A 25,691-nucleotide genomic window follows, 5' to 3' on the forward strand; every position below is an offset into this window, starting at 1 on the left:
CGGGTCTCAGGCATACCGACACCCGGGTGTTGGGTATGCTGACACCCGGGTGTTGTACCATCTGAGACCCGGGTGTCAGACAACTGTTTGATTCATTTCAGTGCGTTATCCTGCCCAATTTTCTCTATCCAGATTCCGATAACTTATGGCTTCCGCCAAATGAACGGAAAGTATCTGTTCACTTCCTTCCAGATCGGCAATGGTACGTGCGACTTTCAATATCCGGTCGTAGGCGCGGGCGGAAAGATTTAGACGGTCCATTGCATTCTTTAATAAAGAGAGACCTTGTCCATCCGGTTGGGCGTATAGTGACAGCAATTTGCTATTCATTTGAGCATTGCAGTAGATTCCTGAATACTCAGTATAGCGTTTTTCTTGTATTTGACGTGCTTGGATGACACGTTCACGAATAGCGGCACTGGATTCTCCTCTCCGTTGGTCGGAGATCTTATCAAAAGGGACAGGAATTATTTCAATTTGTATATCTATCCGGTCAAGTAAGGGGCCTGAAATTTTATTCAAGTATTTCTGCACTTGTCCGGGACTGCATACACACGCTTTGGTCGGGTGATTGTAATAACCACAAGGGCAAGGGTTCATGGAGGCTACTAATGTGAAGCTGGCAGGATAATCTATACTGCTTTTTACACGGGAAATGGTGATGCGCCTATCTTCCAACGGTTGTCGTAGTACTTCGAGTACGTTTCTACTAAACTCTGGCAATTCGTCAAGAAATAAGATCCCGTTGTGCGCTAAGCTTATCTCTCCGGGCTGGGGAAAACTCCCTCCTCCTACCATGGCGGTTTGTGAGATGGTGTGGTGTGGATCTCGAAAGGGGCGCTGGGTTATTAGTGATGAATTGCGGTTTAGCTTTCCAGCTACGGAGTGTATTTTGGTTGTTTCGAGACTTTCTCCTAAAGAAAGTGGAGGGAGGATGGAGGGTAATCTTTTTGCCATCATTGACTTTCCACTTCCGGGCGCACCTACCATAATCAAGTTGTGACCACCGGCTGCTGCCACTTCGAGGGCTCTTTTCACATTCTCTTGTCCTTTTACATCGGCAAAGTCAAATTCAAAGTTACTTTGTTGGGCATAGAACTCTTCCCGAGTATTAACTATGGTTGGCGCTAATTCTCGCTCATTATTGAAAAATTGGATGACTTCTTTAATATTGCTGACACCATAAACTTTCAATTGATTGACTACGGCAGCTTCTCGGGCATTTTGTTGGGGAATGATTAATCCTTCGAAGCCATCTTCACGAGCTTTAATCGCAATAGGAAGAGCTCCCTTGATAGGTTGTATGCTTCCGTCGAGACTTAGCTCTCCCATTAATAGATAGCGGGGAAATTTTTCAGAAGATATAGTGCCGTTGGCTCCTAGAAGACCGATGGCAAGCGGTAAATCATAGGCTGAGCCTTCTTTACGAATATCTGCGGGTGCCATGTTGACTACCAGATTACTGGTCGGTATCTTATAACCGTTAACTTGGAGAGCGGAAATTATGCGTTGATGGCTTTCTTTGACCGCAGAATCCGGAAGGCCGACAAGATAGAACATACAGCCACGCGAGCTGTTGACTTCGATTGTGATGAGTGTTGCATCAATACCTTGAACAGCCGCTCCGAATACTTTGATTAACACGTTTGGTTACTGATTATTTTTTCTTTTTGTTGTCTTTCTTATCTCTTTCTTCTGCTGCGGAGACGACTTCTTCAATTTTCTTCTTCAACTCTTCTCCACTAAGATTTTTAGCCAGGATTTTTCCGTCTGCCGACAGAAGAATGTTTGCGGGAATTTGCTTGATGGTATATTGTTTGGCAATCTCTGAATTGAGTCCGCTGAAATCACAAACTTGCTCCCAATCTAACGTATCGCGTTTTATTGCGTCTTTCCATTCTTTTTTGTCCACGTCGAAGGAGACACCGAGCATACCTATATATTTACTCTTTTTGTATTTCTTATAAAGTTCCTTTAGTTCATTGTTGTTACGACGCTTGGATATACTATCTCCCCAAGAAGCCCAGAAGTTGATTAAAAGGTTTTTCTTTTTGAAGTCTTCTGATGTGCGGGTAATTTTTTCTCCTTTGGCATTAGGCAAACTAAAGAAGGGGGCATATTTCCCTATTTCGTTTTTTTCGGCTTGGGATATGGTTTCGTTCAACTTCTCAATATATAATTTATCTTGCAATATTCCTGTCATGACTTCAATTAGTTTTTTTATCTTATTGAAGTCCGGAGATTCTTTTTGGACAAAATATCTATCTAGTAAATAGAGGCTTACGAAAGATGAATGATGTTGCTGTATGAATTCTTCAGCTTTTTGTTCCACATCTTTTTCGGACGGGTTATTTAAACCGCTCAGTTCTTTTTGGAAAGCTGTAAATTCTTCATTGTATGTATTGCCATCGATGGTTAGGGCTTCCAAATTACCGGTATCTCCCTTTATTTTGATTTTATTCCCTTTATCAAGGAAAATAGGATATTCTATCTGATTCTTAATGAGCAGAAAAGCGGAGGTAATAGTGTCTATTGGGGTTGAATAAGAGAACTTGTCGTCTTTGGTGAAAATAGTATCTATTTGGTCGCGCAATTCGTCCATACCATATAGATAAAGTGTATCTGTTCCCAATCCTTCGATTTCTCCGGTTATGCTTACTTCCTTAGAAGACTTGCTGCAACCGAACAGACAGATGGCTATGAGGATTAAAATGCTACTCTTTTTCATTGCTTTTATTTCTTTTCTGCGAAAGTACGGTTTTTTGCAGATAAAAAAAAGAATTGCCTGTCATTTGTAATGACAGGCAATTCTTAATATTTAAAATAGAGTGGTAATTCTATTATTTAACGATGTTCATGAAATCTGCATTTGTGAAGTATTTTGCAAATTCCAAGTCTGTAGCTGCTTTCTTAGCCAATGAAGAATCTTTAGCAACTGCGCTCTTCAAGCTGCTTGTTACCATAGAAGAATTGTTAGTTCTAGCGCCTAAAACAGCCATCAAGTAGTCTGTGTAAGCATCCGGTCTTTCTACGTTAGCCAAAGTGTTTTTAGCTTTGTTGTAGTCTTTTGCCAAGATCTGAGCCAATGCGGCACTATTAGTCTTAGAGTCACCGAATGAGTTTACAGCTCTTTCATATTGACCTTGAGCGATGTACAGGTTACCCATAGATTCGCCAAGTTCTTTAGTACCGGCAGCTTTACCGAAGTAAGCTTCTGCAGCTGCTTTGTCACCCTTCATCAAAGAAACCAAACCTAAGTTCATGTTCACTTCAGGAGAAGCGTTTACGTTAGCTGCTTTCTTGAAATAAGATTCAGCTTTATCGATGTTGCCAGCTTGATAAGCTAATTTACCCAAGTTATTGTAAGCACGGTAATCGTTCGGGAATTGTTTTGTAGCTTGAGTATAGATAGCTTCTTGTTTAGCAGGATCGTTAGTCAGTGTAGCTGCGTACAGCAATTCTTCGATATTCAATTCAGAAGGATTGGAAGAAGCCAGCTTAGCGATTTCTTCGTCAGACTTACCGATGATTTCGTAGTTCAAAGTCAAACGAGAACGACGCAACTGCGGAAGAATAGTGTTAGCCAATTCTTTGTATACAGCAGAGATGTTTTTGATTTCGCTTTCTCTTTGAGCAGGATCTTGGTACATTGCAATAACGCGAAGGATCAACTCTTTGTCTTGAATGTTAGACTTAGAAACCAGTTCTTGGAAACCTTCCCAGTCCTGTGCTGTATATTTTGCATCAATCGGAGCATCGATTTTTGCTTTCTTCAGGTCTTTGTTCAACATCTTAGTAGTGTTGTTCTCACGGTTTTCAGCCAGTGTAGTATTCAAGCTTACACCACCATCTGGAGAAGCGTATGCAGATACTTCGATGTTGCTGATCTTCTTGTTAGCTGCTTCGTTTACGTTAGCAACTTCTTTGTTGAATTCTTTAGCAGTCTTCAACTCGCTTGAACGGATGTTAGCTTGTTGGATCAAGAACATGATGTTGGCATCGTGCTTTTCTTTGATGATACGTTGGAAAGCGTCTTCGCCCAATGCAGGATTAGCATTACCTAAAGTATTGTTAACTAATTCTGAAGTAGAAATTACACCATCAGCTATTTTCACAGCAGGAATAGTAACTTCTTTTTTACCGATAGTAGCTTTGAATTCGAGGTATAACTCGGACTTAGCCATTTCCGGAACATAGTCAAAAGAGGTTTTCATTGTGTAGCTACCACCCATCTTATAAGAGATAGATTGGTCGTTACCTTCCACCTTTTCACCTTGGAAAGTAGCCGGTTGGCCTTTAGCTTCACCGCCATTCCATTTCAATACCGGAGTAACTTCTACAACCGCTTTCTTGTTGAAATACTTTTCAGGGAATTTACCATTGATGGTAGCAGGAACTTTACCACCTACTGCTTCCAGCACTTGCGGAGTAACAGTGAAGTAATCAGCTGACAGCGGACCCATTTTTTTGCTGCAAGAAGAGAATAATGCAACAACCATTGCCATGAGTAAAGGCAAGTACAACTTCTTAGTCATTTTAGGTATAAATTAAATGTTTGTAATTGAAATATCGTCTATTCACAAATCTTCTTCTACTTTACGCAGAAAAAGTAACGCAAAGATATTAATTCTTAATATAAATATATGGATAAGGGGGCGATTTTATCATAATTTAATGAAATAATGACTCTTTTTCTTTCCGATACTTAATATTTCGGGGATGATGTTCAACTATCTCACTGCGAAGCACATTGCGGTCGATGTGGGTGTAGATTTCAGTTGTTGCGATTGATTCATGTCCGAGCATACATTGGATTGCCCGTAAATTGGCTCCGCCTTCCAGTAAATGAGTCGCAAAAGAATGGCGGAAGGTGTGCGGGCTGATGTTTTTGGTAATACCTGCTTGCTGTGCTAGTTCTTTTATCATGTGGAAAATCATAATTCGCGAGAGTCTTTTACCTCTTCGTGGGCTGATAAAAACAAAATCTTCATGTCCGCTCTTGACTTCTATCTGATTCCGGTCTGTAAAATAGAGCTTTATCTCATTAATGGCTTTGGGGGAAATCGGAACAAGACGTTGTTTGTTTCCTTTTCCTTCTACCTTGATGAACCCTTCATCAAAATAAAGGTCGGATAGTTTAAGATTGACAAGTTCCGAAACGCGGAGCCCGCAGCTATATAGGGTTTCCAGAATAGCTCTGTTCCGCTGTCCTTCGGCTTTGCTGCGGTCTACAGTGGCAATGATCCGATCGATTTCCTCTACAGTCAGTACTTCCGGGAGTTTGAGGCCTATATTAGGGCTTTCCAACAGCTCGCTGGGATCTGCTTCCAGATAGTCTGCCATGATCAGAAAGCGGAAAAATGATTTGATACCCGACAGAATGCGTGCTTGTGAGCGTGGATGAATGCCGATGTCGTGCAGGCCTGCCGCAAAACGTTGGAGGTCAGCCAAGCATACATCCAAGATATCAATCCCTTCTAAGGTCAGGAAACTTAATAGCTTGTCCAAATCTGTAAGATAAGCTTCCAGTGTGTTAGGAGATAAGGACTTTTCCAGTTTAAGATACTGCTGATACTTTCTGATTATCAGCGCTTGTTGTTCCTTCTTCTGTTTTTTTTCGTTGATTTCCATTTCTTTTCTCTATCTTTGCACCTTGAAATATTGTTCTTTGGATACAAAGGTATAAAAAAACAGGATTGTGCGATGAAGATACAAATTATTAATGGCCCGAATATTAATCTGTTGGGTAAGCGTGAACCTTCTATTTATGGAAGCGTTACATTTGAAGATTATCTTGCTGAGCTTCGCAAAAGATATGCTGACTTGGAGATCGACTATTTTCAATCGAACATTGAGGGAGAAATGATAGACTGCATCCAGCAGGTCGGATTTGACGTGGATGGCATTATATTGAATGCCGGTGCATATACGCATACTTCTATTGCTTTGCAGGATGCAATTCGTTCTGTGACATCTCCCGTGATTGAAGTGCATATATCTAATGTGCATAGCCGTGAGGGTTTCCGGCATATATCCATGATTGCTTGTGCTTGTAAAGGGGTTATTTGCGGGTTCGGATTGCACTCGTATCGTTTGGCTCTGGAGGCATTGTTAGAGAATAAATAAAGATTATAATATATAAATAGGTAGAAAGACTATGTTATTGAAACAGACTAAAATTGTAGCTTCCATTTCGGATAGACGTTGTGATGTGGATTTTATCAAACAATTATTTGATGCCGGAATGAATGTGGTGCGTATGAATACTGCGCATGCCAGCCGTGAAGGTTTTGAAGCTTTGATTGCAAATGTGCGTGCGGTGTCCAACCGTATTGCGATTCTGATGGATACTAAAGGACCGGAGGTTCGCACGACTGCTAATGCGGAACCAATTCCATATAAGATAGGGGAGAAAGTGAAAATAGTTGGTAATCCGGAACTTGAAACGACCCGCGAATGTATCGCTGTCTCTTATCCCAACTTTGTGCATGACTTGAATATCGGTGGTACCATTTTGATTGATGATGGTGATCTGGAATTGGAGGTTATTGATAAGACTGCCGATTATCTGCTTTGTGAGGTGAAAAATGAAGCTACTTTAGGAAGTCGCAAGAGTGTGAATGTGCCGGGTGTCCGTATCAATCTTCCTTCTTTGACGGAGAAAGACCGCAATAATATTCTTTATGCTATTGAAAAAGATATCGATTTTATAGCCCACTCTTTTGTGCGTAATCGTCAGGATGTGCTTGATATTCGTGAAATTCTGGATGCTCACAATAGCGATATCAGAATTATCGCTAAGATAGAGAATCAGGAGGGAGTGGATAATATCGACGAAATTCTGGAAGTGGCTGACGGTGTTATGGTCGCTCGTGGTGACTTAGGTATAGAAGTGCCTCAGGAACGTATTCCGGGTATTCAGCGTGTGTTGATTCGTAAATGTATTTTGGCTAAGAAACCGGTAATTGTTGCGACTCAGATGCTTCATACGATGATCAATAATCCTCGTCCGACTCGTGCGGAGGTTACGGATATTGCCAATGCTATCTATTATCGTACGGATGCTTTGATGTTGAGTGGGGAGACTGCTTATGGCAAGTATCCGGTAGAAGCTGTGAAAACGATGACTAAGATTGCAGCTCAGGCTGAGAAGGATAAGTTGGAGGAAAACGATATTCGCATTCCTTTGGATGAAAACAGTAATGATGTTACGGCATTTCTTGCTAAACAAGCTGTTAAGGCTACATCTAAACTGAAAATACGTGCTATCATTACGGACAGTTACAGTGGACGTACTGCTCGTAATCTGGCTGCCTTCCGTGGTAAATATCCGGTATTGGCTATATGTTATAAGGAAAAGACCATGCGTCATCTAGCTCTTTCTTATGGGGTAGAGGCAATCTATATGCCGGAATTGGCAAATGGACAGGAATACTATTTCGCTGCTTTACGCCGTCTGTTGAAGGAAGGTCGCTTGCAACCTTCCGACATGGTAGGATATTTGAGTAGTGGTAAAGAAGGTACGCAGACTTCATTCCTCGAAATCAATGTGGTGGAAGATGCTTTGAAGCATGCGGAAGAGACTGTTTTGCCGAATAATAACCGCTATTTGTAAAAAGCTATATGCAAGAGACTGAATCTATAGACGAATATATTTTGCAGCATATTGATCCCGAGAGTGACTATCTGAAAGCACTCTATCGGGATACGCACGTAAAGTTACTCCGTCCCCGTATGGCTTCCGGGCATTTGCAAGGGCGGATGTTGAAAATGTTTGTGGAGATGATTCGGCCTCGCCAGATATTGGAAATTGGAACGTATAGCGGGTATTCCGCTCTTTGTTTGGCTGAAGGGCTTCAGAAGGGCGGAATGTTACATACGTTTGAGATAAATGATGAACAAGAAGATTTTACCCGTCCGTGGCTTGAGGAATCACCGTTTGCGGATAAAATCCTTTTTTATATAGGTGATGCGTTGAGCTTGGTTCCCGATTTGGGGATTATTTTTGATATGGCTTTTATAGATGGAGATAAACGCAAGTATATTGAATATTACGAAATGACGCTGGCGCATCTCTCACAAGGAGGATATATCATTGCCGATAATACGTTGTGGGATGGTCATGTGTTGGAACAGCCTCGTAGTGCTGATACTCAGACGATCGGGATTAAGGCATTCAATGATTTCGTAGCAAAAGATGAGCGGGTGGAGAAAGTGATATTGCCCTTACGCGATGGGTTAACGATTATAAGAAAGAAATAAAGGAGTAGATTTATGGAAACAACTAGACAGAATAAGATATCTCGACTGTTGCAAAAAGAGCTTAGTGAGATATTTCTGCTTCAGACAAAAGCAATGCCGGGTGTTCTGGTATCTGTAAGTGCTGTTCGTATCAGCCCGGATATGAGTATAGCCCGTGTTTATCTTAGTGTCTTTCCGTCCGAGAAGGCAGAAGAAATAGTGAAGAATGTCAATGATAATATGAAGACCATTCGCTATGAGCTTGGAACCCGTGTACGCCATCAGTTACGTATTATTCCGGAACTGAAGTTTTTTGTGGATGATTCATTGGATTATATTGAGAAGATTGATTCTTTGCTGAAATGAAATAACTTGTTGCAGAGGTGAATTTTCCTTTTTATATAGCCCGGCGTTATCTTTTTTCGAAGAAGAAACATAATGCCATTAATATCATATCCGGCATTTCTGTGTGCGGAGTAGCTCTTGCTACGCTTGCATTGGTCTGTACGCTTTCTGTTTTTAATGGATTTCAGGATATGGTAGCCAGTTTTTTTACTGCATTCGACCCGCAACTAAAAATTACTGTTCGTGAGGGGAAAGTCTTTGATGGTCAGGATAAACGGATTGGTGCAGTTTGCCTGCTTCCTGAAGTAGATGTATTTACAGAAACTCTCGAAGAGAATGCGATGGTACAATATAAAGACCGTCAAGCTATGGTTGTTTTAAAGGGGGTAGAGGATAATTTTGAAGAATTGACAGCCATTGATAGTATTCTCTATGGAGCCGGTGATTTTCTTCTTCATGATTCTATTGTGAATTACGGTGTGATGGGGGTAGAGTTGGTGGCAACCTTGGGTACGGGACTTCAATTTGTTGATCCTCTTCAAGTGTATTTACCCAAACGGAATGCTAAAGTAAATATGGCAAATCCGGGTGCTTCCTTTAATCGTGATTATCTTTATTCTCCCGGAGTTGTCTTCGTTGTTAATCAGCAGGAATATGACGGAAAGTATATTCTTACCTCTCTTGATTTTCTTCGTCAACTGCTGGATTATACAACAGAGGTTTCCGCTATAGAATTGAAATTGAAGCCTGGTGCAAATGTTTCATCTGTACAAGCCAAAATTGAGAAAATACTAGGTAATGATTTTATCGTTCAGAACCGCTATCAGCAGCAAGCGGATGTTTTCCGTATCATGGAGATCGAGAAATTGATCTCTTATTTATTCCTTACTTTTATCTTGATGATTGCTTGCTTCAATGTAATCGGTTCTCTTTCTATGTTGATTTTGGACAAGAAGGATGATGTTGTAACATTACGTAGCTTAGGAGCGGATGATAAACTGATCTCTCGTATCTTTTTATTCGAAGGTCGTCTTATTTCTCTTTTCGGTGCCGTTTCCGGGATTGCTTTAGGGTTGCTTTTGTGTTTCATCCAGCAGGAATTCGGGATTATCTCATTAGGTGGTGGAGGTGGTACTTTTGTTGTGGATGCCTATCCTGTGAGTGTTCACGCTTGGGATGTGTTACTTATCTTTGTGACAGTTCTAACGGTCGGCTTTCTTTCTGTATGGTATCCGGTGCGATATTTGAGTAAAAGACTTTTGTAATATTTATTGTATATACTTTTCTATAATTGATAACTTTTAATTCGGTTTTTATTTTTATATTTCCTAATATACTACTATATTTGACACAATTTTGTTAATTAGAAGTAATCTGTAAAACACTTCCGTGAAACTTGAAAGTAATGACATAGACAGGATTGTAAACAGTGATGAAGTGGCTTTTTGCCGCTTTATGGAACATTATTCCTCACGTTTATACCACTATGTTTATGCTTTGATTGGTCAGAAGGAGCCATCTGAAGAGGTTGTAAGTGATGTTTTCTTTGAAGTTTGGAAAAATAGAAGAACTTTGGCTGGCATAGAAAATATGAATGCTTGGATACAAACAATAACCTATCGGAAGGCTCTTTCTTATCTGAGAAAAGAAAAGGGAAAGGCAGACTTATTGCTTGATGATATAGGAGATTTTATATTTGCCCCAATCCAATCTCCGGATGAGGCTATGATTAGCAGAGAAGAAATGGAGAAAATAAACAATGCTATTCAACAGTTACCACCGAAATGTAAACATGTTTTTTTCTTGGCGAAAATAGAAGGCCTACCTTATAAAGATATTGCGGCATTATTAGATATATCCGTGAAGACTATAAATAATCATATAGCTTTTGCATTGGAAGAAATTGCTAAGAAACTAAATATTCGCTTTTGAGAATAATATTTTTATTCTTGCCTTATTTGTTTGATTATCAATAGCCTATTCGTGAAACAAATCTGTCTTATATATTTTTTTTACATGAAATGAGAAAAAAGTTCATTTTTAACTAGGAGATTCTTTTTTTAATTGCGTCTTTAATTATAGAACAACATTAAAAAAGATTATGAACTTGAAAGAATACTTTCGCCTTGCAAATTTATTTGGTAAGTTGAATTCTCAGGAAAAACTTGAGGATGATTTTACCACTATGCCTGAAGGTGAGACGTTGAGGTTCTTTTGGGAAAGCTGCGAACAAGAGAAAATTGATGCTTCTTCCATTATAGAGAGAACTCGTATGAAAATACAAAAAAGCGAAAAGAAGCGCAAACGGAACTATTTGTTAATAACTTCCGCTTCTATTGCTGCTTCTATTCTAGTTTGTATATCAACTATTTATTTTATGAATCTAGAAACTGCAGTTGATTTAGACTTACAAGCTATTGCGGAAGGTCTAGACAGCCAGACTGTTGATGAAGTAACTCTGATAACTGCTAAAGAACAATTGAACTTAGATGAAGATGCCTTTATTAAGTATTCAAAGGAAGGAAAAGTTGCGGTTAATTCTCAGGTTATTAAAGAAGAAAAGGTAAAAGATGAACAAGAATATAATCAGTTGATCGTTCCCTCAGGTAAGAGGGCTAGAATAGAGTTGTCAGATGGGACTCGTCTAGTGGTAAACTCCCAGTCTAAAGTTGTTTATCCTCGTCGTTTTAAAGGTGACATTCGTAAGATATATACTCAAGGGGAAGTTTTTCTAGAGGTTGCTCATGATAAGAAACGTCCTTTTATTGTTGAATCTGAGGATTTTAAATTACGGGTACTTGGTACAAAGTTTAATATTACCAATTATCGGGGAAGTGCGACCAATATTGTATTGGTAGAAGGATCAGTAGAAGTAACTGATAAGAATGAGAAGAAGGCACAATTGGCTCCACATGATTTATTGAATATAGCAGATGGTTCAATTGTCTGTCAGAAGCAAGTGGATGTAGCTGAATATATTAGTTGGATAGATGGAATTATGCTGTTGAATGGCAATACTTTATCGCAGATTATTCAGAAGTTAAGCATTTATTATGGTGTATCCATACAATGTGATCCATTGGTAGGTAGTGAGAAGGTCTATGGAAAACTAGATTTGAAAGATGATATAGATGAGGTGATTGAATGTATTCAGCAAACATTGCCATTTACGATAGAAAAAAGAGATACTAGTATATACTTGAATAAATAATAATTTTTTAATTAATCTTTTAAATATGCTTGCCTATGAAGAACAGATTATCATCATGACACAAAAAATCGGATAAATATTGCCGTATTTACCCGATAGTAATTCCTTAGTTAAATCAATAAATCCAAAATTGTTAACCTAAAAAGAAATTTTTATGGTAAAGAAAAGTATTTTTTTACACTTAAAAAAAAGACTTAAGCTTTTTTGCATTATAAACGTCTTTTTTATGATTCCTAGTTCTTCGTTCGGTACTAATTCTATCCGATGGAATTCCGAAGAAGATTTGTTCTCGGTACAATATGAGAATACCACAGTTAAAGATATCTTAGATTATATCGAAAAACATAGTAAGTACATTTTTATTTATTCAGCGAATGTTCAAAAAAATCTGAATAATAAAGTCTCCATTTCAGTTTCCAATAAGAAAATAGATGCTGTGTTGAAAGAATTGTTTTCAGAGACAGGGCTGAATTATAAGATGTCGGGAAGGCAAATTACGATTTCGGTCCCAGAAGCTCCTAAAGTGCAGCAAACTACACAGCAAAAGGGTATTAAGGTAACAGGTAACGTATCAGATGAAAAAGGGGAGCCGCTAATTGGTGTAACAATCATTTTGAAGAATGATTCTACAGTGCATTCATTAACGGATATGAATGGTAATTATAGCATTATGGTTCCTACGAGAAAGTCTGTACTTTCTTTCCGTTATATTGGCTTTGTGCCTAAAGAAGAAATTGTTGATAACCGGAAAGTTGTTAACGTGCAGATGGTAGAGGATGTAGGTCAGTTGGATGAGGTCGTGGTTGTTGCTTACGGTGCACAAAAGAAAGAGTCGGTAGTCGGTTCTATTACTACGTTGGCGCCTGAGAAATTGAAAGTATCTACAAGCCGTTCATTGAGTAATAATTTGGCCGGTGTTGTTTCAGGTGTACTTGCGGTACAGCGTTCCGGTGAGCCGGGCTATGATAACTCCACCTTTTGGATTCGTGGTATCAGTACATTTGGAAAAGCCGGTGGGGATCCTTTGGTCTTGGTGGATGGAATTGAACGTGATTTGAATAATATTGATCCAGAGGAGATTGAATCTTTTTCTGTATTGAAGGATGCTGCTGCAAGTGCTGTCTACGGTGTTCGCGGTGCTAATGGCGTAGTGCTTATTAATACGAAACGTGGGCAGGTCGGTAAGCCGCGTGTTGTAGTAAAGAGTGAATTCTCATTTACTCAACCGGTTAGATTGCCTGAATATATTGGAGCAGCTGATTATATGCAAGTATTGGATGATGCTCTGATTGATACTGGACAGTCTCCTATGTATGCTGATAGAATTGCAAAGACTCGTTCAGGATATGACCCTGATTTATATCCGGATGTTGATTGGATTGATGTAATCTCTAAAGATAATGCATCTAATCAGCGAGTGAGTGTTGATATCTCAGGAGGTACAGAGCGTCTGCGCTATTCGTTTGTTGCGGCTGTGTTCAATGAGCAAGGTATCTTGCAACGAGATAAGAAGCAAGAATGGGATCCTTCGATCAAGTTACAGCGATATAATGTTCGTTCAAATGTTGATTTAAAACTTTCTCCGACCACTCAATTACGTTTTAACATTGGTGGTTATTTGCAGGACCGTAATTCTACTACTCAGGATGTTAGCTTGATTTTTAGTCGTGCATTCCGAGCTGTTCCTTTTACCTTTCCTGCGCAGTATTCTTCAGGAGAAATGGCTGGAACGGAAGAAGGTAATGTTTGGGCAATGGCTACTCAAAGTGGTTATCAACGTACTAGTGCGAGTAAAATTGAAACATTATTTTCATTGGAACAGGACTTGAAATTTATAACACCGGGTTTAAAAGTTAAAGGTGTATTTTCTTTTGACCGTTATTCAAGCGGTACAGTGAAACGTTCAAAAACACCGGAATATTATAATGCTGCTACATCTCGAAATGAAGAGGGAGAACTTGTTTTGACAAAAAAGCAAAACGGTAGTAATTTTTTGGGTTATGATAAATCTGCTGATTATGGGAATAAGAGTGTGTATATGGAGGCAAGTCTGATGTATGATCATACATTTGCAGAGAAACATGCAGTTTCTGGTTTGCTTTTATTTAATCGCCGTAATTATGATAAAGGTGAAAAGTTACCATATCGTACTCAAGGATTGGCTGGGCGTGCTTCTTACACTTACGGTGGAAAATATATAGCTGAATTTAATTTTGGTTATAATGGTTCTGAAAATTTTGCAAAAGGTAAGCGATACGGTTTTTTCCCATCAGGGGCAATTGGCTGGATTGTATCTGAAGAATCATTTATGCAACCAATGAGAAATATTATTTCAAAGTTGAAATTACGTGCTTCTTATGGACAGACAGGTAACGCAAACTTGTCAGGACGTCGTTTTGCTTATCTTTCTACTATTTTGGATGATTATGAGACTTTGAAAATGTATAAATGGGGAGTAGAGTCTGGATATTCAAAAAATGGTATGGCAGAAGGAGAATTTGCAGTTCCTGATTTAACATGGGAAATTGTAAATAAAGCCAATATCGGTTTAGAATTAGGTTTATTGAAAGGGCTGGTTGACTTACAGGTTGATGTTTTCGAGGAACGGCGTCATAACATTTTTATGGAACGTGCTTCGGTTCCGGCAACAGCCGGCTTTATTAAAAAGCCGTGGAGTAATTATGGTAAAGTAACTAACCGTGGTGTTGAATTGTCATTGAATGTCAACAAACAGTTTAATAAGAACTTATATATAAGTTTAATGGGTACTTTTACTTATGCTCATAATGAAATAATAGAGAAAGATGAACCTCAGGCTGTAATTGGTACAAATAGAGCTGAAACGGGGCACCCGGTCAATCAGTTGTTCGGATATGTGGCTGATAGGCTTTTTACTGAAGATGATTTTGCAGATGTGGCAACAGGAACATTAAAAGAAGGAATTCCAGTACAAAGCTTTACTGCTAAGGTACGACCGGGTGATATCAAATATGTAGATGTGAATAAGGATGGAGCGATTGATGCATTCGACCAATCACCGATAGGAGGTACAGTTGATCCCGAGATTGTATATGGTTTTGGACTGAATATGAAATGGAAAGACCTTGATTTTGGTGTATTGTTCCAGGGAATTGGAAGAAGTTGGAATATTCTTTCAGGAAACATTATACCGGCTTCCAACAAAGGTACTACTTATAATATATTCACTAATTATAATGATCGTTGGACTGTAGATAATCCTAGCCAGGATGTCTTTTATCCTCGTTTGGATTATGGAACTAACTCAAACAATAGTCAGCCTTCTACATGGTGGTTGCGAAATATGAGCTTTATGCGTCTGAAAAATATTGAATTAGGATATTCATTTCCTAAAAAATGGATGCAGAATATATTTATTTCTGGTGCGCGTGTCTTTGTCAGAGGTACTAATTTGTTAACTTTCTCGAATTTTAAATTATGGGATCCTGAAGTAAAAGATAAAACGGGTGCTGCTTATCCTGTAATGAAATCATTATCTGCAGGTTTTGAAATCAGATTCTAAAGATATAATAGTATGAAAAATAAAATAATAGTATTTATTGCATTAGGCTTAATAGCTTTAGTTCCTATGTCTTCTTGTTCTGATTATTTGGACAAAGAGCCGGATGATCAGTTGACATTGGAATCTGTATTTGAAAATAAGAATAATATGGAACGTTGGTTAGCATATATTTATAGCTTAGTTCCTAAATTTTATACATATGATGGTGCAGATGCTGTTGCTGATGAATTAGCGCCTTCTGTAGGATGGGAGTCTCAAGGCTTTAAAGCTATTTTCTATCAGAACGGAAACTGGACGGCGAATAATGAAGGGGTAATTAGCTATTGGACAACTTTTCCAAAGGCTATTCGTTCGGCATATACTTTTATAAAGTATGCACATGCAATTGCAGATGTTTCGGAGAAAGAGGTTAATTATATGAAAGCCGAATGTCGCTTCCTTATTGCACAATTTCATGCGATGATGGTTATGACTTATGGAGCTATTCCTATTATTCGTGAAGCTGCTGAGGAAACTACAGGAGAAAGTTTATTATTAAAACAAGAGCCTTTCTATACAGTAGTAGATTGGGCTGCAAATGAAATGCTTGAGGCCTCAAAAGAATTACCTCCGTTCTATGACGATGATAATAAATATGGTCGTATTACTTCTCTTACCTGTTTGGCTATACGTGCCCGTCTACTTACGTTTGCCGCTAGTGATTTGGTGAATGGAAATCAGGATACAGACATGAAAAATATGAAGAACTGTGATGGTACGCCGATTTTTAATTCAGAACATGACCCAAATCGTTGGAAACAAGCAGTTGAAGCTAATAAACTGGTGATTGATGAGGCTGAGAAATCGGGGCATAAATTACATATTGAATATTTGAGTAATGGAGAAGATATCGATCCGTTCCTTTCTTATCAGAATGCATTGATGCTTCGGCGTAATCAAGGTAATTTAGAAATAATATATCCTAGAACTTATGACGATGCAGGGTATTTCGATCGTCAGGCAAACCCGCGTAGTATGGGTGGGGCTGGTGCCATTGGGGTTACCCAGTCATTGGTTGATGCTTTCTTTATGAGGAATGGGTTGGTTCCTATTACTGGATATACGAATGATGGTGGCACTCCTATTAAAAACGAGGCTTCAGGCTATAGTGAAGATGGATACTCAACGGCAGATGAATCTTTTAATACAAGATGGATGTATGGGACAGCGAAAGGAGATGCAGCAAAGGATCAGAATGTAATTGTACCGGCTAATACATATAAAATGTATTGTGGACGTGAACCCCGTTTCTATATATCTGTCTTATACAATGAAGAATATCATTGGGGTAAAAAGAAAGCAACAAACTTTTTTAATGGTGGTGAGGATGGAGGTCCCTCTCATGATTCACCATGTGCTGGTTATTTGATTCGTAAGCGTGTAGACCCTTCTGCAATTCCTACAGAAAGTAGTGGTAATTATAAGAATCGTCAAGGATGTCTTTATCGTTTGGCTGAAGCTTATCTGAGTTATGCTGAATCTTTGAATGAATATAGTATTGATATGGGAACTTATGATTCTAATAAAAAGGAAATATTGAAATATATCAATAAGATTCGTGAAAGAGCGGGTATTCCTCAGTATAGTGAGGGTACGGAAGCTGGAAAGATAACAGCTCCGACTGATCCGAAAGAGATGCGTCAGTTAATTCGTAGAGAGAGACGGGTAGAAATGAATTGTGAAGCAGGATTACGTTTTGATGATTTACGCCGTTGGAAGGAAGCTGAAACTGCGTTGGACGGAAAGTTTTGGGGAATGAATATGTTGGCGAAGAAGGAGGATAGGGACTCTTATTACAAGCGTACTGTTTACCAAACAAGAAAGTTCATCAGCTATTGGTGGCCTATACCTCAAGATGAGATGGATGTGAATATAAATTTGAGACAACTGCCCGGATGGTGGAAATAATGTTTTACCTTAAAAACAATAAGTATGAGTAAAATAGGATCATTATATAAGTGGTTGCCGATGGCTGCTGTAATATGCCTGAGTGCATGTAATGATGATGACAAGAATAATAATCAATCTGATGCTGTAGAGTGTCTTGAGCTGACTGCTTCGACTACGGATATAGAATTGGATGGCGACAGACTGGATGATGTAGTGCTGACTTTTGAATGGACCCCAGCCCGGGAAATGCCAGAGGAATACATGATTTCTTATGTGACGAAGATAGATATTGAAGGAAGCAATTTTAATTCCTGTGTGCGTAATGATGAAGAAGAAGGTGTGTTTAGTAAAAGCTACACAACGGCAGAATTACAGAACTTGCTGACAGAAAAATGGGGGCAGTCCAGTAATAAATCTGCAACGATTCAATTTCGTGTCATAGCTAAATGGGATGGTGGAACCCGTTGGGCAAAACCGGAAGTTCGTACGGTATCAGTAAACGTTCGACCTTATAAACCAATTGTTTTCGATGCAGATAGAGTTTATCTTGATGGAACTGCAATGACCGGAGGTAGAATCACGATGAGTAAGACGGTGGAGAATGAGTATCAATATGCTTTCTTGGGCGATTTGAAACAAGGAGAATTGGAGATTCCCGTAGAATTTGAAGGGGAAACTAATTATATCTGTCCGGCAGATGGGGAAGGTACTTTGCAAGATGGTGAAGCTGAAAATGTTATGATGAAGGCAGAACCTATTGCATGGAATATTCCGAAAGATGGTGAATATCGTATCGTAGTTAATATGGAGAAAAAGACTGTGACGATTAATTCTCCTGATAAACCGTTAGAACCTATAAGTGTAGAATGGACTGGTAATGCCGGAGAATATAAAGATAAGACTGTTCAAACTACTGTTACGAAATTGTATGCTTATGGTGGTATAAATAGTTGGAGCAATACTTGTACTACAATTCTTACACCTAGTTTGGCAGATCCGTTGATATTTGTGTACAAAGGGGCAGCACTGAAGTCTGGCACAATTAAGTTTGTGGTATATGCGGCAGGTGATGCTAATACAACTAAAGCTTATGCGTATAGCTGTCCGTTGACAAGTAGTGGAGCCGCACAGACGTTACCTGTAACTATTGGTTCTAATATGCAATTGATGGGAGGTGATGGAGTTCAGCGTAATGCTTATTATAACTTAACGACTGCAGGTATCAATTTTATAGTTGTGAACTTACGAACTATGGAAGTGCGTTTTGATAAGAAATAGTAAATATTTGTGGCGAATGATATATTAATTATTGCCGTATCGGAATAGCGATTCAGATACAAAAGGAATCTCTTGATAGATACGGCAATATTTTTTAATTAAATAAGATTGGAATATATGAAAATAGAGAAAATGTTATCGGTTGTAAGATTATGGAGTTTGGCTTGTTTACTTTCTTGTTCGGGGACTTTATCTGCATGTTCAGGTGGCGATGATGGAGCGATTGATGAGGGAGATAAAGGACTTCCTGCCGGGAATGTAACAGTTAAGGTTATTGGAGATAAAAAGACAGTTCTTCGTAATCCGTTAAATGGATGGGTTATGTATATGGGACGTGGTTGGGATGAGAACTTCTGGACCACTATGGGATACGATAACATGAAAGTGCCGGAATTGGCAACACCGGTTAAGGTTTCCGATTATGCAAGTACTTGTTATATTCGTACTAGTTGGAGTTCCTTAAATCCGAGTGAGGGTGTGTATGTTTGGAATGATCCGAACGCTCGACTGACAAAATTGTTCAAAAGTGCGCTAGATAGAAATATGCGATTATCTTTTCGTATAGTTGTAGATGGGCGTGACCAAGGTCTGAATACCCCACAGTATGTATTCGATGCAGGTGCTGCCTCCTATCCGGATCCTAATGGAAATAATGGCGAAAGCCGTAAATCTCCTTATCCTGATGATGAAATATTTCAGCAAAAATATGCTGCTTTTATTGAAGCATTTGCCAAAGAGTTTGATGATCCGGATAAAGTCGATTTTATTGATGCCTATGGACTAGGTAAATGGGGAGAGGCGCATACTATGGTTTATAAAGATTATGCAAATAAGGAAAAAGTTTTTGAATGGATTACAAGTTTGTATTCGCGTTGTTTTAAGAAAGTTCCTTTGGTCATCAATTACCATAGATTGGTAGGTGCTAATAATACTTCTGGTTGGGGGGCAGTAGCCTCAGACACAGAAAAACTTTTGAATAGTGCGATAAATAAGGGTTATAGTCTACGCCATGATGCTTTTGGTATGACAGGTTATTATCAAGACTGGGAAAAACAGTTTGCTGAAAGATGGAATTATAAACGTCCTATAATAATGGAAGGTGGTTGGATTACTGGAGGAACACACCGTTATTGGATTGACCCGAGTGAAAAATATAGAGAAGGCCATCCGGAAGATGTTCGTCAGGGGGAATTTGACGCTTCTGCCGAAGCACATGTAAATATGATGGATTTTCGTGTGGGAGATGAAACAAATTCATGGTTTACCAAATGCTTTTCTTTGGTACAGCGTTTTGTTACTGAAGGTGGATATCGTTTATATCCCGATATGATTTCTTTGCCGAAAGATGTGACAAGTGGACAGAAAGTGTCAATTGTTCATCGTTGGAATAATATGGGATGGGGATATTGTCCTACGAATATACCACAGTGGAATCAAAAATACAAAGTTGCATTTGCATTGTTAGATAATAACGATAAAGCGGTAAAAGTATTTGTTGATGAGCAAACTGACTTATCTACCTGGTTAAAGGGCAAACCGACTACATATAACTTTGATTTAACAATGAAAGGAGTTTCTGTTGGAGTTTACAATTGGGCTGTAGGGCTTGTTGATACGACCAAGGATAATGAGATTGGTTTGCAAATGGCTGTAACAAAGAACCTGACAGATTCTGGTTGGGTGAGATTGCTGCAGGTTACTGTAAAGTGATTTACTGAGTAGTCTTATTCATTTCTTGAATTTCATTGGACATAGTAACTAAAATTAATTATTATGAGAAATTTGTTTTGGAAAAGCAAATCACTTTGGGGTGGTTTACTTCTATTATATATATTTCTGTCGTTTGGAAATGTTTTTACTTCATGCTCAGATGATGAAAAGCCTTATCCTTATTTGAGCAATAAATGGATGATAGTAGCCTCTGAGCAGGTGACTGTGATGACAGGTGAGGAAACTAATGTAAATATTACATTTAGCTCAGATGAAGAACGTGAATTGGAGTATGTTTGTACTTCTTCTAATCCAGATGTGGCTACTGCTATTATGAACTATGATAAAAGTATTACCATAGCGGGTGTTTCGTCTGGAAAGGCTTCTATAAAGATAGAATGCCCGGGGGAAACAAAACGTCTTTCAGCTTTTATTTCTGTGACGGTTAATCAAAGCCCGACAAGAATATTGGCAATAGGTAATAGCTTTTCTCAGGATGCGGTAGAACAATATTTGTACGAACTGGCTCAGGCGGCTGGTATTGAGGTTGTCATTGGTAATATGTACATAGGCGGATGTGACTTGGATAAACATCTGAATAATATGAGAGGTGATAATGCTGCTTATGAATATAGAAAGGTGAAAGATGGTAAGAAGGTTAATAAAAGTGGTTACCGCTTGTCTGATGCCTTAATTGATGAGAAATGGGATTACATTAGTTTGCAGCAGGCAAGTGGAAAATCAGGTAAGTATGAAACTTATGCCGCATTAGCGGACTTGATAGCCGAAGTGCAGACATTTCGTCCTAAAGCAAAGCTGATGTGGCATCAGACATGGGCTTATGCTTCTACGTCAACACATGAAAGTTTTCCGGAGTATAATAAGGATCAGATGACTATGTACAATGCGATTGTGTCGGCAGCCAACCAGGCAATGGAGGATAATACGGAACTCAACATATTGATTCCTTCAGGAACAGCTATTCAGAATGGACGCACTTCTTTCTTGGGAGATGCTTTCAACCGGGATGGTTATCATTTGGAAGTAACTTATGGGCGTTATACGGCAGCATGTACTTGGTTTGAGGCTATATTTAGACAAACAGTAGTTGGAAATTCATATGCGCCTCAAACTATTGATCCGCAAATAGTCAAGATTGCTCAGAATGCCGCACATTTGGCAGTAATGAAACCAGATGCAGTTACTGATATGATTGATTTTAAAAAACCGGATATTATATCGGGAGGATTGAAAACACCTATTTATGTAGATTTCGGTTCGAACTCTTTATCGTCTCTTCCATGGAATAATGTAATATCATACGTTGCATCTTCCACTCCTGTATGGTTGAAAAATGCCGATGGAGATTATACGAATATAGGTTTGAAAGTTCTTGGAGGATTTACTGGAAATTATGCGGGAGTTGGTGGTGAAGATAGTCAAAAAGCTATATCCGTAGATGGAATGGATTTTCCTATCTCAGCATGGAAAGATGGATTGATGCTAACTGGAACCAAAGGCGAAGGTGATACAGGAGCCGGGCAGATTGAAATTTCAGAATTAGATCCCGCTAAAAAATATAATTTTACGATTTTGGCTGTGCGCTATGCGGGTAGTAAGGATGCACGAGTTTCTGCTTATAAATTGAAAGGTAAGATTGAGAGTGAGACGAAAGTCATTAAAACAGGTTTGAAGATTGCAACCTCTGGTGAGGGAGTTTATCCTTCTTTTGATGCTGTTCCATTTGCCGAGTATGTTACTAATTTTGAGAATATTGAACCTGATAGTAACGGAAAGATTATAATAGAAGTTGTTGGCAAAGATACAGGGCTTGCAGCAGATGGGCATATTAATGCTATGCGTATCAGTCAGGTAGAATGATATAAAATGAGACAGATTTAGATAGAACGAGGTCATCGGATTGATGACCTTGTTTTCCTATAAATTTGTATGAGAATCAGTGACAGGCAATGTGTTTGTCTGAAGAGCTATTTGGATTAATAAAAATAACTAACTGACGAAAACGTAATGAGAAGAAAAGCATTAATTTTCGGTTTATGCCTGTGGGGAGTAGTATGTACCCTTTTGGCAAAAGATAAAAAGAATCTTCCTTTGTATAAGGATGCAGAAGCACCGATTGAAAAAAGAGTCGATGATTTGTTGTCACGTATGACTTTGGAAGAAAAAATTCTGCAACTGAATCAATATACCATGGGGCGGAATAACAATGTGAATAATATAGGAGAAGAGGTTAAAAAAGTTCCGGCGGAAATTGGTTCGTTGATTTATTACGATACCAATCCTACTTTGCGTAATAATGTGCAAAAGAAGGCTATGGAAGAATCCCGTTTGGGCATTCCTATTATTTTTGGTTACGATGCCATTCACGGATTCCGTACTGTGTATCCTATTTCTCTGGGACAGGCTTGCTCTTGGAATCCTGAACTGGTAGAAAAAGCGTGTGCAGTCACAGCACAAGAAGCCCGTATGTCGGGGGTGGACTGGACATTCTCACCGATGATTGACGTAGCGCGCGATCCCCGCTGGGGACGTGTTGCCGAAGGATACGGTGAAGACCCGTATACGAATGGGGTATTTGCTGCTGCATCGGTGCGTGGTTATCAAGGAGATGATATGTCTGCCGAAGACCGCATAGCAGCTTGTTTGAAACATTATATCGGTTATGGCGCTTCCGAAGCCGGACGTGATTATGTTTATACCGAAATCTCTAGACAAACTCTTTGGGATACTTATCTGCTCCCTTATGAAATGGGCGTGAAAGCGGGTGCAGCGACTCTGATGAGTTCTTTTAATGATATCAGTGGTGTCCCTGGATCTGCCAATCACTATACGATGACGGAAATTCTGAAAGAACGTTGGGGACACGATGGTTTCATCGTTTCCGATTGGGGGGCAATCGAGCAACTGAAAAATCAGGGACTGGCAGCTAATAAAAAAGAGGCAGCAGTGTATGCCTTCAATGCAGGTCTTGAGATGGATATGATGTCTCATGCTTACGACCGCCATATGAAAGAGTTGGTTGAAGAAGGAAAAATAACGATGACTCAAGTGGATGAATCAGTCCGTCGTGTTTTGCGAGTGAAATTCCGTTTAGGTTTGTTTGAACGTCCCTATACTCCGATTACAAGTGAGAAAGAACGTTTTTTCCGTCCGCAAAGTATGGATATTGCCGCTCAGCTTGCGGCTGAATCCATGGTATTATTGAAAAATGAGAATCAGATATTACCACTGACAGATAAAAAAAGGATTGCCGTAGTAGGTCCAATGGCAAAGAATGGCTGGGATTTGTTAGGCTCCTGGTGTGGGCATGGAAAAGATACGGATGTAGCAATGCTTTATAAAGGGGTGGAAACTGAGTTCGCCGGAAGAGCCGAACTACGTTATGCGTTAGGTTGCAGTACTCAAGGAGATAACCGTGAAGGATTTGCAGAAGCACTGGAAGCTGCACGCTGGTCTGATGTAGTCGTTCTTTGTTTGGGTGAGATGATGACCTGGAGTGGTGAAAACGCTTCCCGTTCTTCCATTGCCCTGCCTCAGATTCAGGAAGAACTGGCAAAAGAAGTAAAAAAAGCCGGCAAGCCAGTTGTATTGGTACTCGTTAACGGTCGTCCGTTGGAACTGAATCGGTTGGAGCCAATTTCAGATGCGATACTGGAAATCTGGCAACCGGGTGTAAATGGTGCTCTCCCGATGGCGGGGATATTGTCAGGACGTATCAATCCTTCGGGTAAATTAGCTATGACTTTCCCTTATTCAACAGGTCAGATCCCTATCTATTATAATCGTCGTAAAAGTGGGCGTGGTCATCAGGGATTCTATAAAGATATAACAAGTGATCCTTTGTATCCTTTCGGGTACGGTCTGAGCTATACTGAGTTCAAGTATGGTGTTGTCACTCTTTCCGCTTCTAAAGTAAAACGCGGCGAGAAATTGTCGGCTGAGATAGCCGTTACTAATACAGGGAAACGTGATGGTTTGGAAACGGTACACTGGTTCATCTCCGATCCATATTGCTCGATTACACGTCCTGTAAAAGAGTTGAAGTACTTTGAAAAACAATCTATCAAAGCCGGAGAAACGAAAACCTTCCGTTTCGACATAGATTTGGAACGTGATTTGGGCTTTGTAGACGGAAATGGTAAACGTTTTCTGGAAACTGGAGAGTACTATATTCAGGTAAAAGACCAGAAAGTGAAGATAGAATTAACGGATTAATTTGAATCTTTTACAGGCTTGGTTGCCAACCGGTTAAGAAAATTACGGTTGATTTGAATTACCGAGTGATTAATAAATGAATATATAATGAAGAAAATACTTTTACCAGGAGTTTTTCTGTTATGTGCTACTTTTATAAAAGCAACAGAAGTTCCTTTTCAAAAAGCAGAAATTAAGTCTATCATGCGAAAAGTTGCGGATTGGCAAATTGCCAATCCACATCCTGCTCCGGAACATGACGACCTGAACTGGCCGCAAGGTGCTCTCTATGTCGGTATGGTCGATTGGGCTGAACTGGCAGAGAAAGAAGACGGTGATGATACCTACTATAAATGGTTGACCTGTATAGGTCACCGGAACTGCTGGCAACCGGACAAGCGATTTTATCATGCTGATGACATTGCCGTGTCCCAATCCTTCTTGGATTTATATCGCAAATATAAAGATGAAGCGATGATTATCCCCACACTGGCTCGCACGGAATGGATTATTGATCACCCTTCTAAAGGTAATTTCAGATTGGTGGAGGGGGATTTGAAAACTTTGGAACGCTGGACTTGGTGTGACGCTCTCTTCATGGCTCCCCCTGTATATGCTAAACTGTATATGTTGACAGGAGACAAGAAATACATCAGATTCATGAATCGTGAGTATAAAGCGACTTATGATTACTTGTTCGATAAAGAAGAAAATCTATTCTACCGTGACTGGCGCTATTTTGATAAGCGCGAAGCTAATGGAAAGAAAGTCTTTTGGGGACGTGGTAATGGTTGGGTACTCGGTGGCTTGGTTGAAATATTGAAGGAGTTACCCAAGAAAGATAAGAACCGCAGATTCTATGAAGAGCTGTTTGTAAAACTGGCTACACGGGTTGCCGGATTGCAGCATCCTGATGGCTTTTGGCACGCTAGTCTGTTAGACCCTTCTTCTTATCCGTCGCCGGAAACCAGTTGTACTACTTTTATAGTGTATTCCATAGCTTATGGTATCAATGAAGGTTTATTGGATAAGGAGGTTTATCTTCCTGTAATGATAAAAGGGTGGAATGCATTGGTTTCAGCAGTCGAACCGGATGGCAAACTAGGTTATGTGCAACAAATCGGTGCTGATCCGAAGAAAGTGACTCGCAATATGACAGAAGTTTATGGGGTTGGCGCTTTTTTGATGGCGGGTAATGAAGTCTATAAAATGGCAAGATAA

The 25,691-nt window shown here is 39.4% G+C and carries 18 protein-coding genes; 14 read left to right on the forward strand and 4 right to left on the reverse strand.

The window, feature by feature from the left end; genetic code table 11:
* Nucleotides 1–105: 105 nt before the first annotated feature.
* The 4 genes from ACNOGP_RS05455 to xerD all read right to left on the reverse strand — a co-directional run bounded on the left by ACNOGP_RS05455 (nt 106) and on the right by xerD (nt 5,631).
* On the reverse strand, nt 106–1,644 hold the full coding sequence (locus ACNOGP_RS05455) for a YifB family Mg chelatase-like AAA ATPase (protein WP_143866254.1): 1,539 nt from the start codon (nt 1,642–1,644) through the stop codon (nt 106–108).
* Between the two features lie 13 nt (nt 1,645–1,657).
* Nucleotides 1,658–2,728 (reverse strand): DUF4369 domain-containing protein, encoded by a 1,071-nt coding sequence (locus tag ACNOGP_RS05460; RefSeq protein WP_418214287.1) that lies wholly within the window; start codon nt 2,726–2,728, stop codon nt 1,658–1,660.
* 112 nt (nt 2,729–2,840) lie between these two features.
* A complete protein-coding gene (locus tag ACNOGP_RS05465; protein WP_195476021.1) occupies nt 2,841–4,535 on the reverse strand; it encodes a tetratricopeptide repeat protein in 1,695 nt (564 codons plus the stop codon).
* Between the two features lie 136 nt (nt 4,536–4,671).
* The gene (xerD, locus tag ACNOGP_RS05470) at nt 4,672–5,631 is read right to left on the reverse strand and encodes a site-specific tyrosine recombinase XerD (RefSeq protein ID WP_418214288.1); all 960 of its coding nucleotides are present in this window, start codon (nt 5,629–5,631) and stop codon (nt 4,672–4,674) included.
* A gap of 72 nt (nt 5,632–5,703) precedes the next feature.
* Here xerD and aroQ point away from each other — a divergent pair, with 72 nt between their 5' ends.
* The 14 genes from aroQ (at nt 5,704) to ACNOGP_RS05540 (ending at nt 25,691) form a co-directional block, all read left to right on the forward strand.
* Nucleotides 5,704–6,126 (forward strand): type II 3-dehydroquinate dehydratase, encoded by a 423-nt coding sequence (gene aroQ, locus ACNOGP_RS05475; RefSeq protein ID WP_272720708.1) that lies wholly within the window; start codon nt 5,704–5,706, stop codon nt 6,124–6,126.
* Nucleotides 6,127–6,157: 31 nt separating this feature from the next.
* The gene (gene pyk, locus ACNOGP_RS05480) at nt 6,158–7,615 is read left to right on the forward strand and encodes a pyruvate kinase (protein WP_007762152.1); all 1,458 of its coding nucleotides are present in this window, start codon (nt 6,158–6,160) and stop codon (nt 7,613–7,615) included.
* 8 nt (nt 7,616–7,623) lie between these two features.
* On the forward strand, nt 7,624–8,262 hold the full coding sequence (locus ACNOGP_RS05485) for an O-methyltransferase (RefSeq protein ID WP_418214289.1): 639 nt from the start codon (nt 7,624–7,626) through the stop codon (nt 8,260–8,262).
* A gap of 12 nt (nt 8,263–8,274) precedes the next feature.
* Nucleotides 8,275–8,607 carry a 30S ribosome-binding factor RbfA gene (gene rbfA / locus ACNOGP_RS05490; protein ID WP_007747761.1) on the forward strand — a complete coding sequence of 111 codons (333 nt, stop codon included), beginning with the start codon at nt 8,275–8,277 and terminating at the stop codon, nt 8,605–8,607.
* A gap of 17 nt (nt 8,608–8,624) precedes the next feature.
* Nucleotides 8,625–9,851 carry an FtsX-like permease family protein gene (locus ACNOGP_RS05495; RefSeq protein WP_186966008.1) on the forward strand — a complete coding sequence of 409 codons (1,227 nt, stop codon included), beginning with the start codon at nt 8,625–8,627 and terminating at the stop codon, nt 9,849–9,851.
* A 124-nt stretch (nt 9,852–9,975) separates the two neighbouring features.
* Entirely contained in the window at nt 9,976–10,518 is a 543-nt protein-coding gene (locus ACNOGP_RS05500) for an RNA polymerase sigma factor (RefSeq protein ID WP_418214290.1), read from the forward strand.
* Between the two features lie 169 nt (nt 10,519–10,687).
* On the forward strand, nt 10,688–11,797 hold the full coding sequence (locus ACNOGP_RS05505; protein ID WP_418214291.1) for a FecR family protein: 1,110 nt from the start codon (nt 10,688–10,690) through the stop codon (nt 11,795–11,797).
* A 154-nt stretch (nt 11,798–11,951) separates the two neighbouring features.
* Entirely contained in the window at nt 11,952–15,338 is a 3,387-nt protein-coding gene (locus ACNOGP_RS05510) for a TonB-dependent receptor (protein ID WP_418214292.1), read from the forward strand.
* Between the two features lie 12 nt (nt 15,339–15,350).
* Nucleotides 15,351–17,285, forward strand: coding sequence for a RagB/SusD family nutrient uptake outer membrane protein (locus ACNOGP_RS05515; RefSeq protein ID WP_143866238.1), 1,935 nt, complete (start codon nt 15,351–15,353; stop codon nt 17,283–17,285).
* Between the two features lie 24 nt (nt 17,286–17,309).
* The gene (locus tag ACNOGP_RS05520; protein ID WP_418214293.1) at nt 17,310–18,545 is read left to right on the forward strand and encodes a SusE domain-containing protein; all 1,236 of its coding nucleotides are present in this window, start codon (nt 17,310–17,312) and stop codon (nt 18,543–18,545) included.
* Nucleotides 18,546–18,662: 117 nt separating this feature from the next.
* Complete coding sequence (locus tag ACNOGP_RS05525) at nt 18,663–20,255, forward strand: DUF4832 domain-containing protein (RefSeq protein WP_418214294.1); 1,593 nt, start codon at nt 18,663–18,665, stop codon at nt 20,253–20,255.
* A 63-nt stretch (nt 20,256–20,318) separates the two neighbouring features.
* On the forward strand, nt 20,319–22,136 hold the full coding sequence (locus tag ACNOGP_RS05530) for a DUF4886 domain-containing protein (protein ID WP_418214295.1): 1,818 nt from the start codon (nt 20,319–20,321) through the stop codon (nt 22,134–22,136).
* Nucleotides 22,137–22,283: 147 nt separating this feature from the next.
* Nucleotides 22,284–24,491 (forward strand): glycoside hydrolase family 3 N-terminal domain-containing protein, encoded by a 2,208-nt coding sequence (locus tag ACNOGP_RS05535; protein ID WP_418214296.1) that lies wholly within the window; start codon nt 22,284–22,286, stop codon nt 24,489–24,491.
* A gap of 87 nt (nt 24,492–24,578) precedes the next feature.
* Nucleotides 24,579–25,691: a glycoside hydrolase family 88/105 protein gene (locus ACNOGP_RS05540; protein ID WP_418214297.1), complete on the forward strand. Its 1,113-nt coding sequence runs from the start codon at nt 24,579–24,581 to the stop codon at nt 25,689–25,691.

Source organism: Bacteroides difficilis (assembly GCF_048319815.1).
GTDB lineage: Bacteria > Bacteroidota > Bacteroidia > Bacteroidales > Bacteroidaceae > Bacteroides > Bacteroides zhangwenhongii.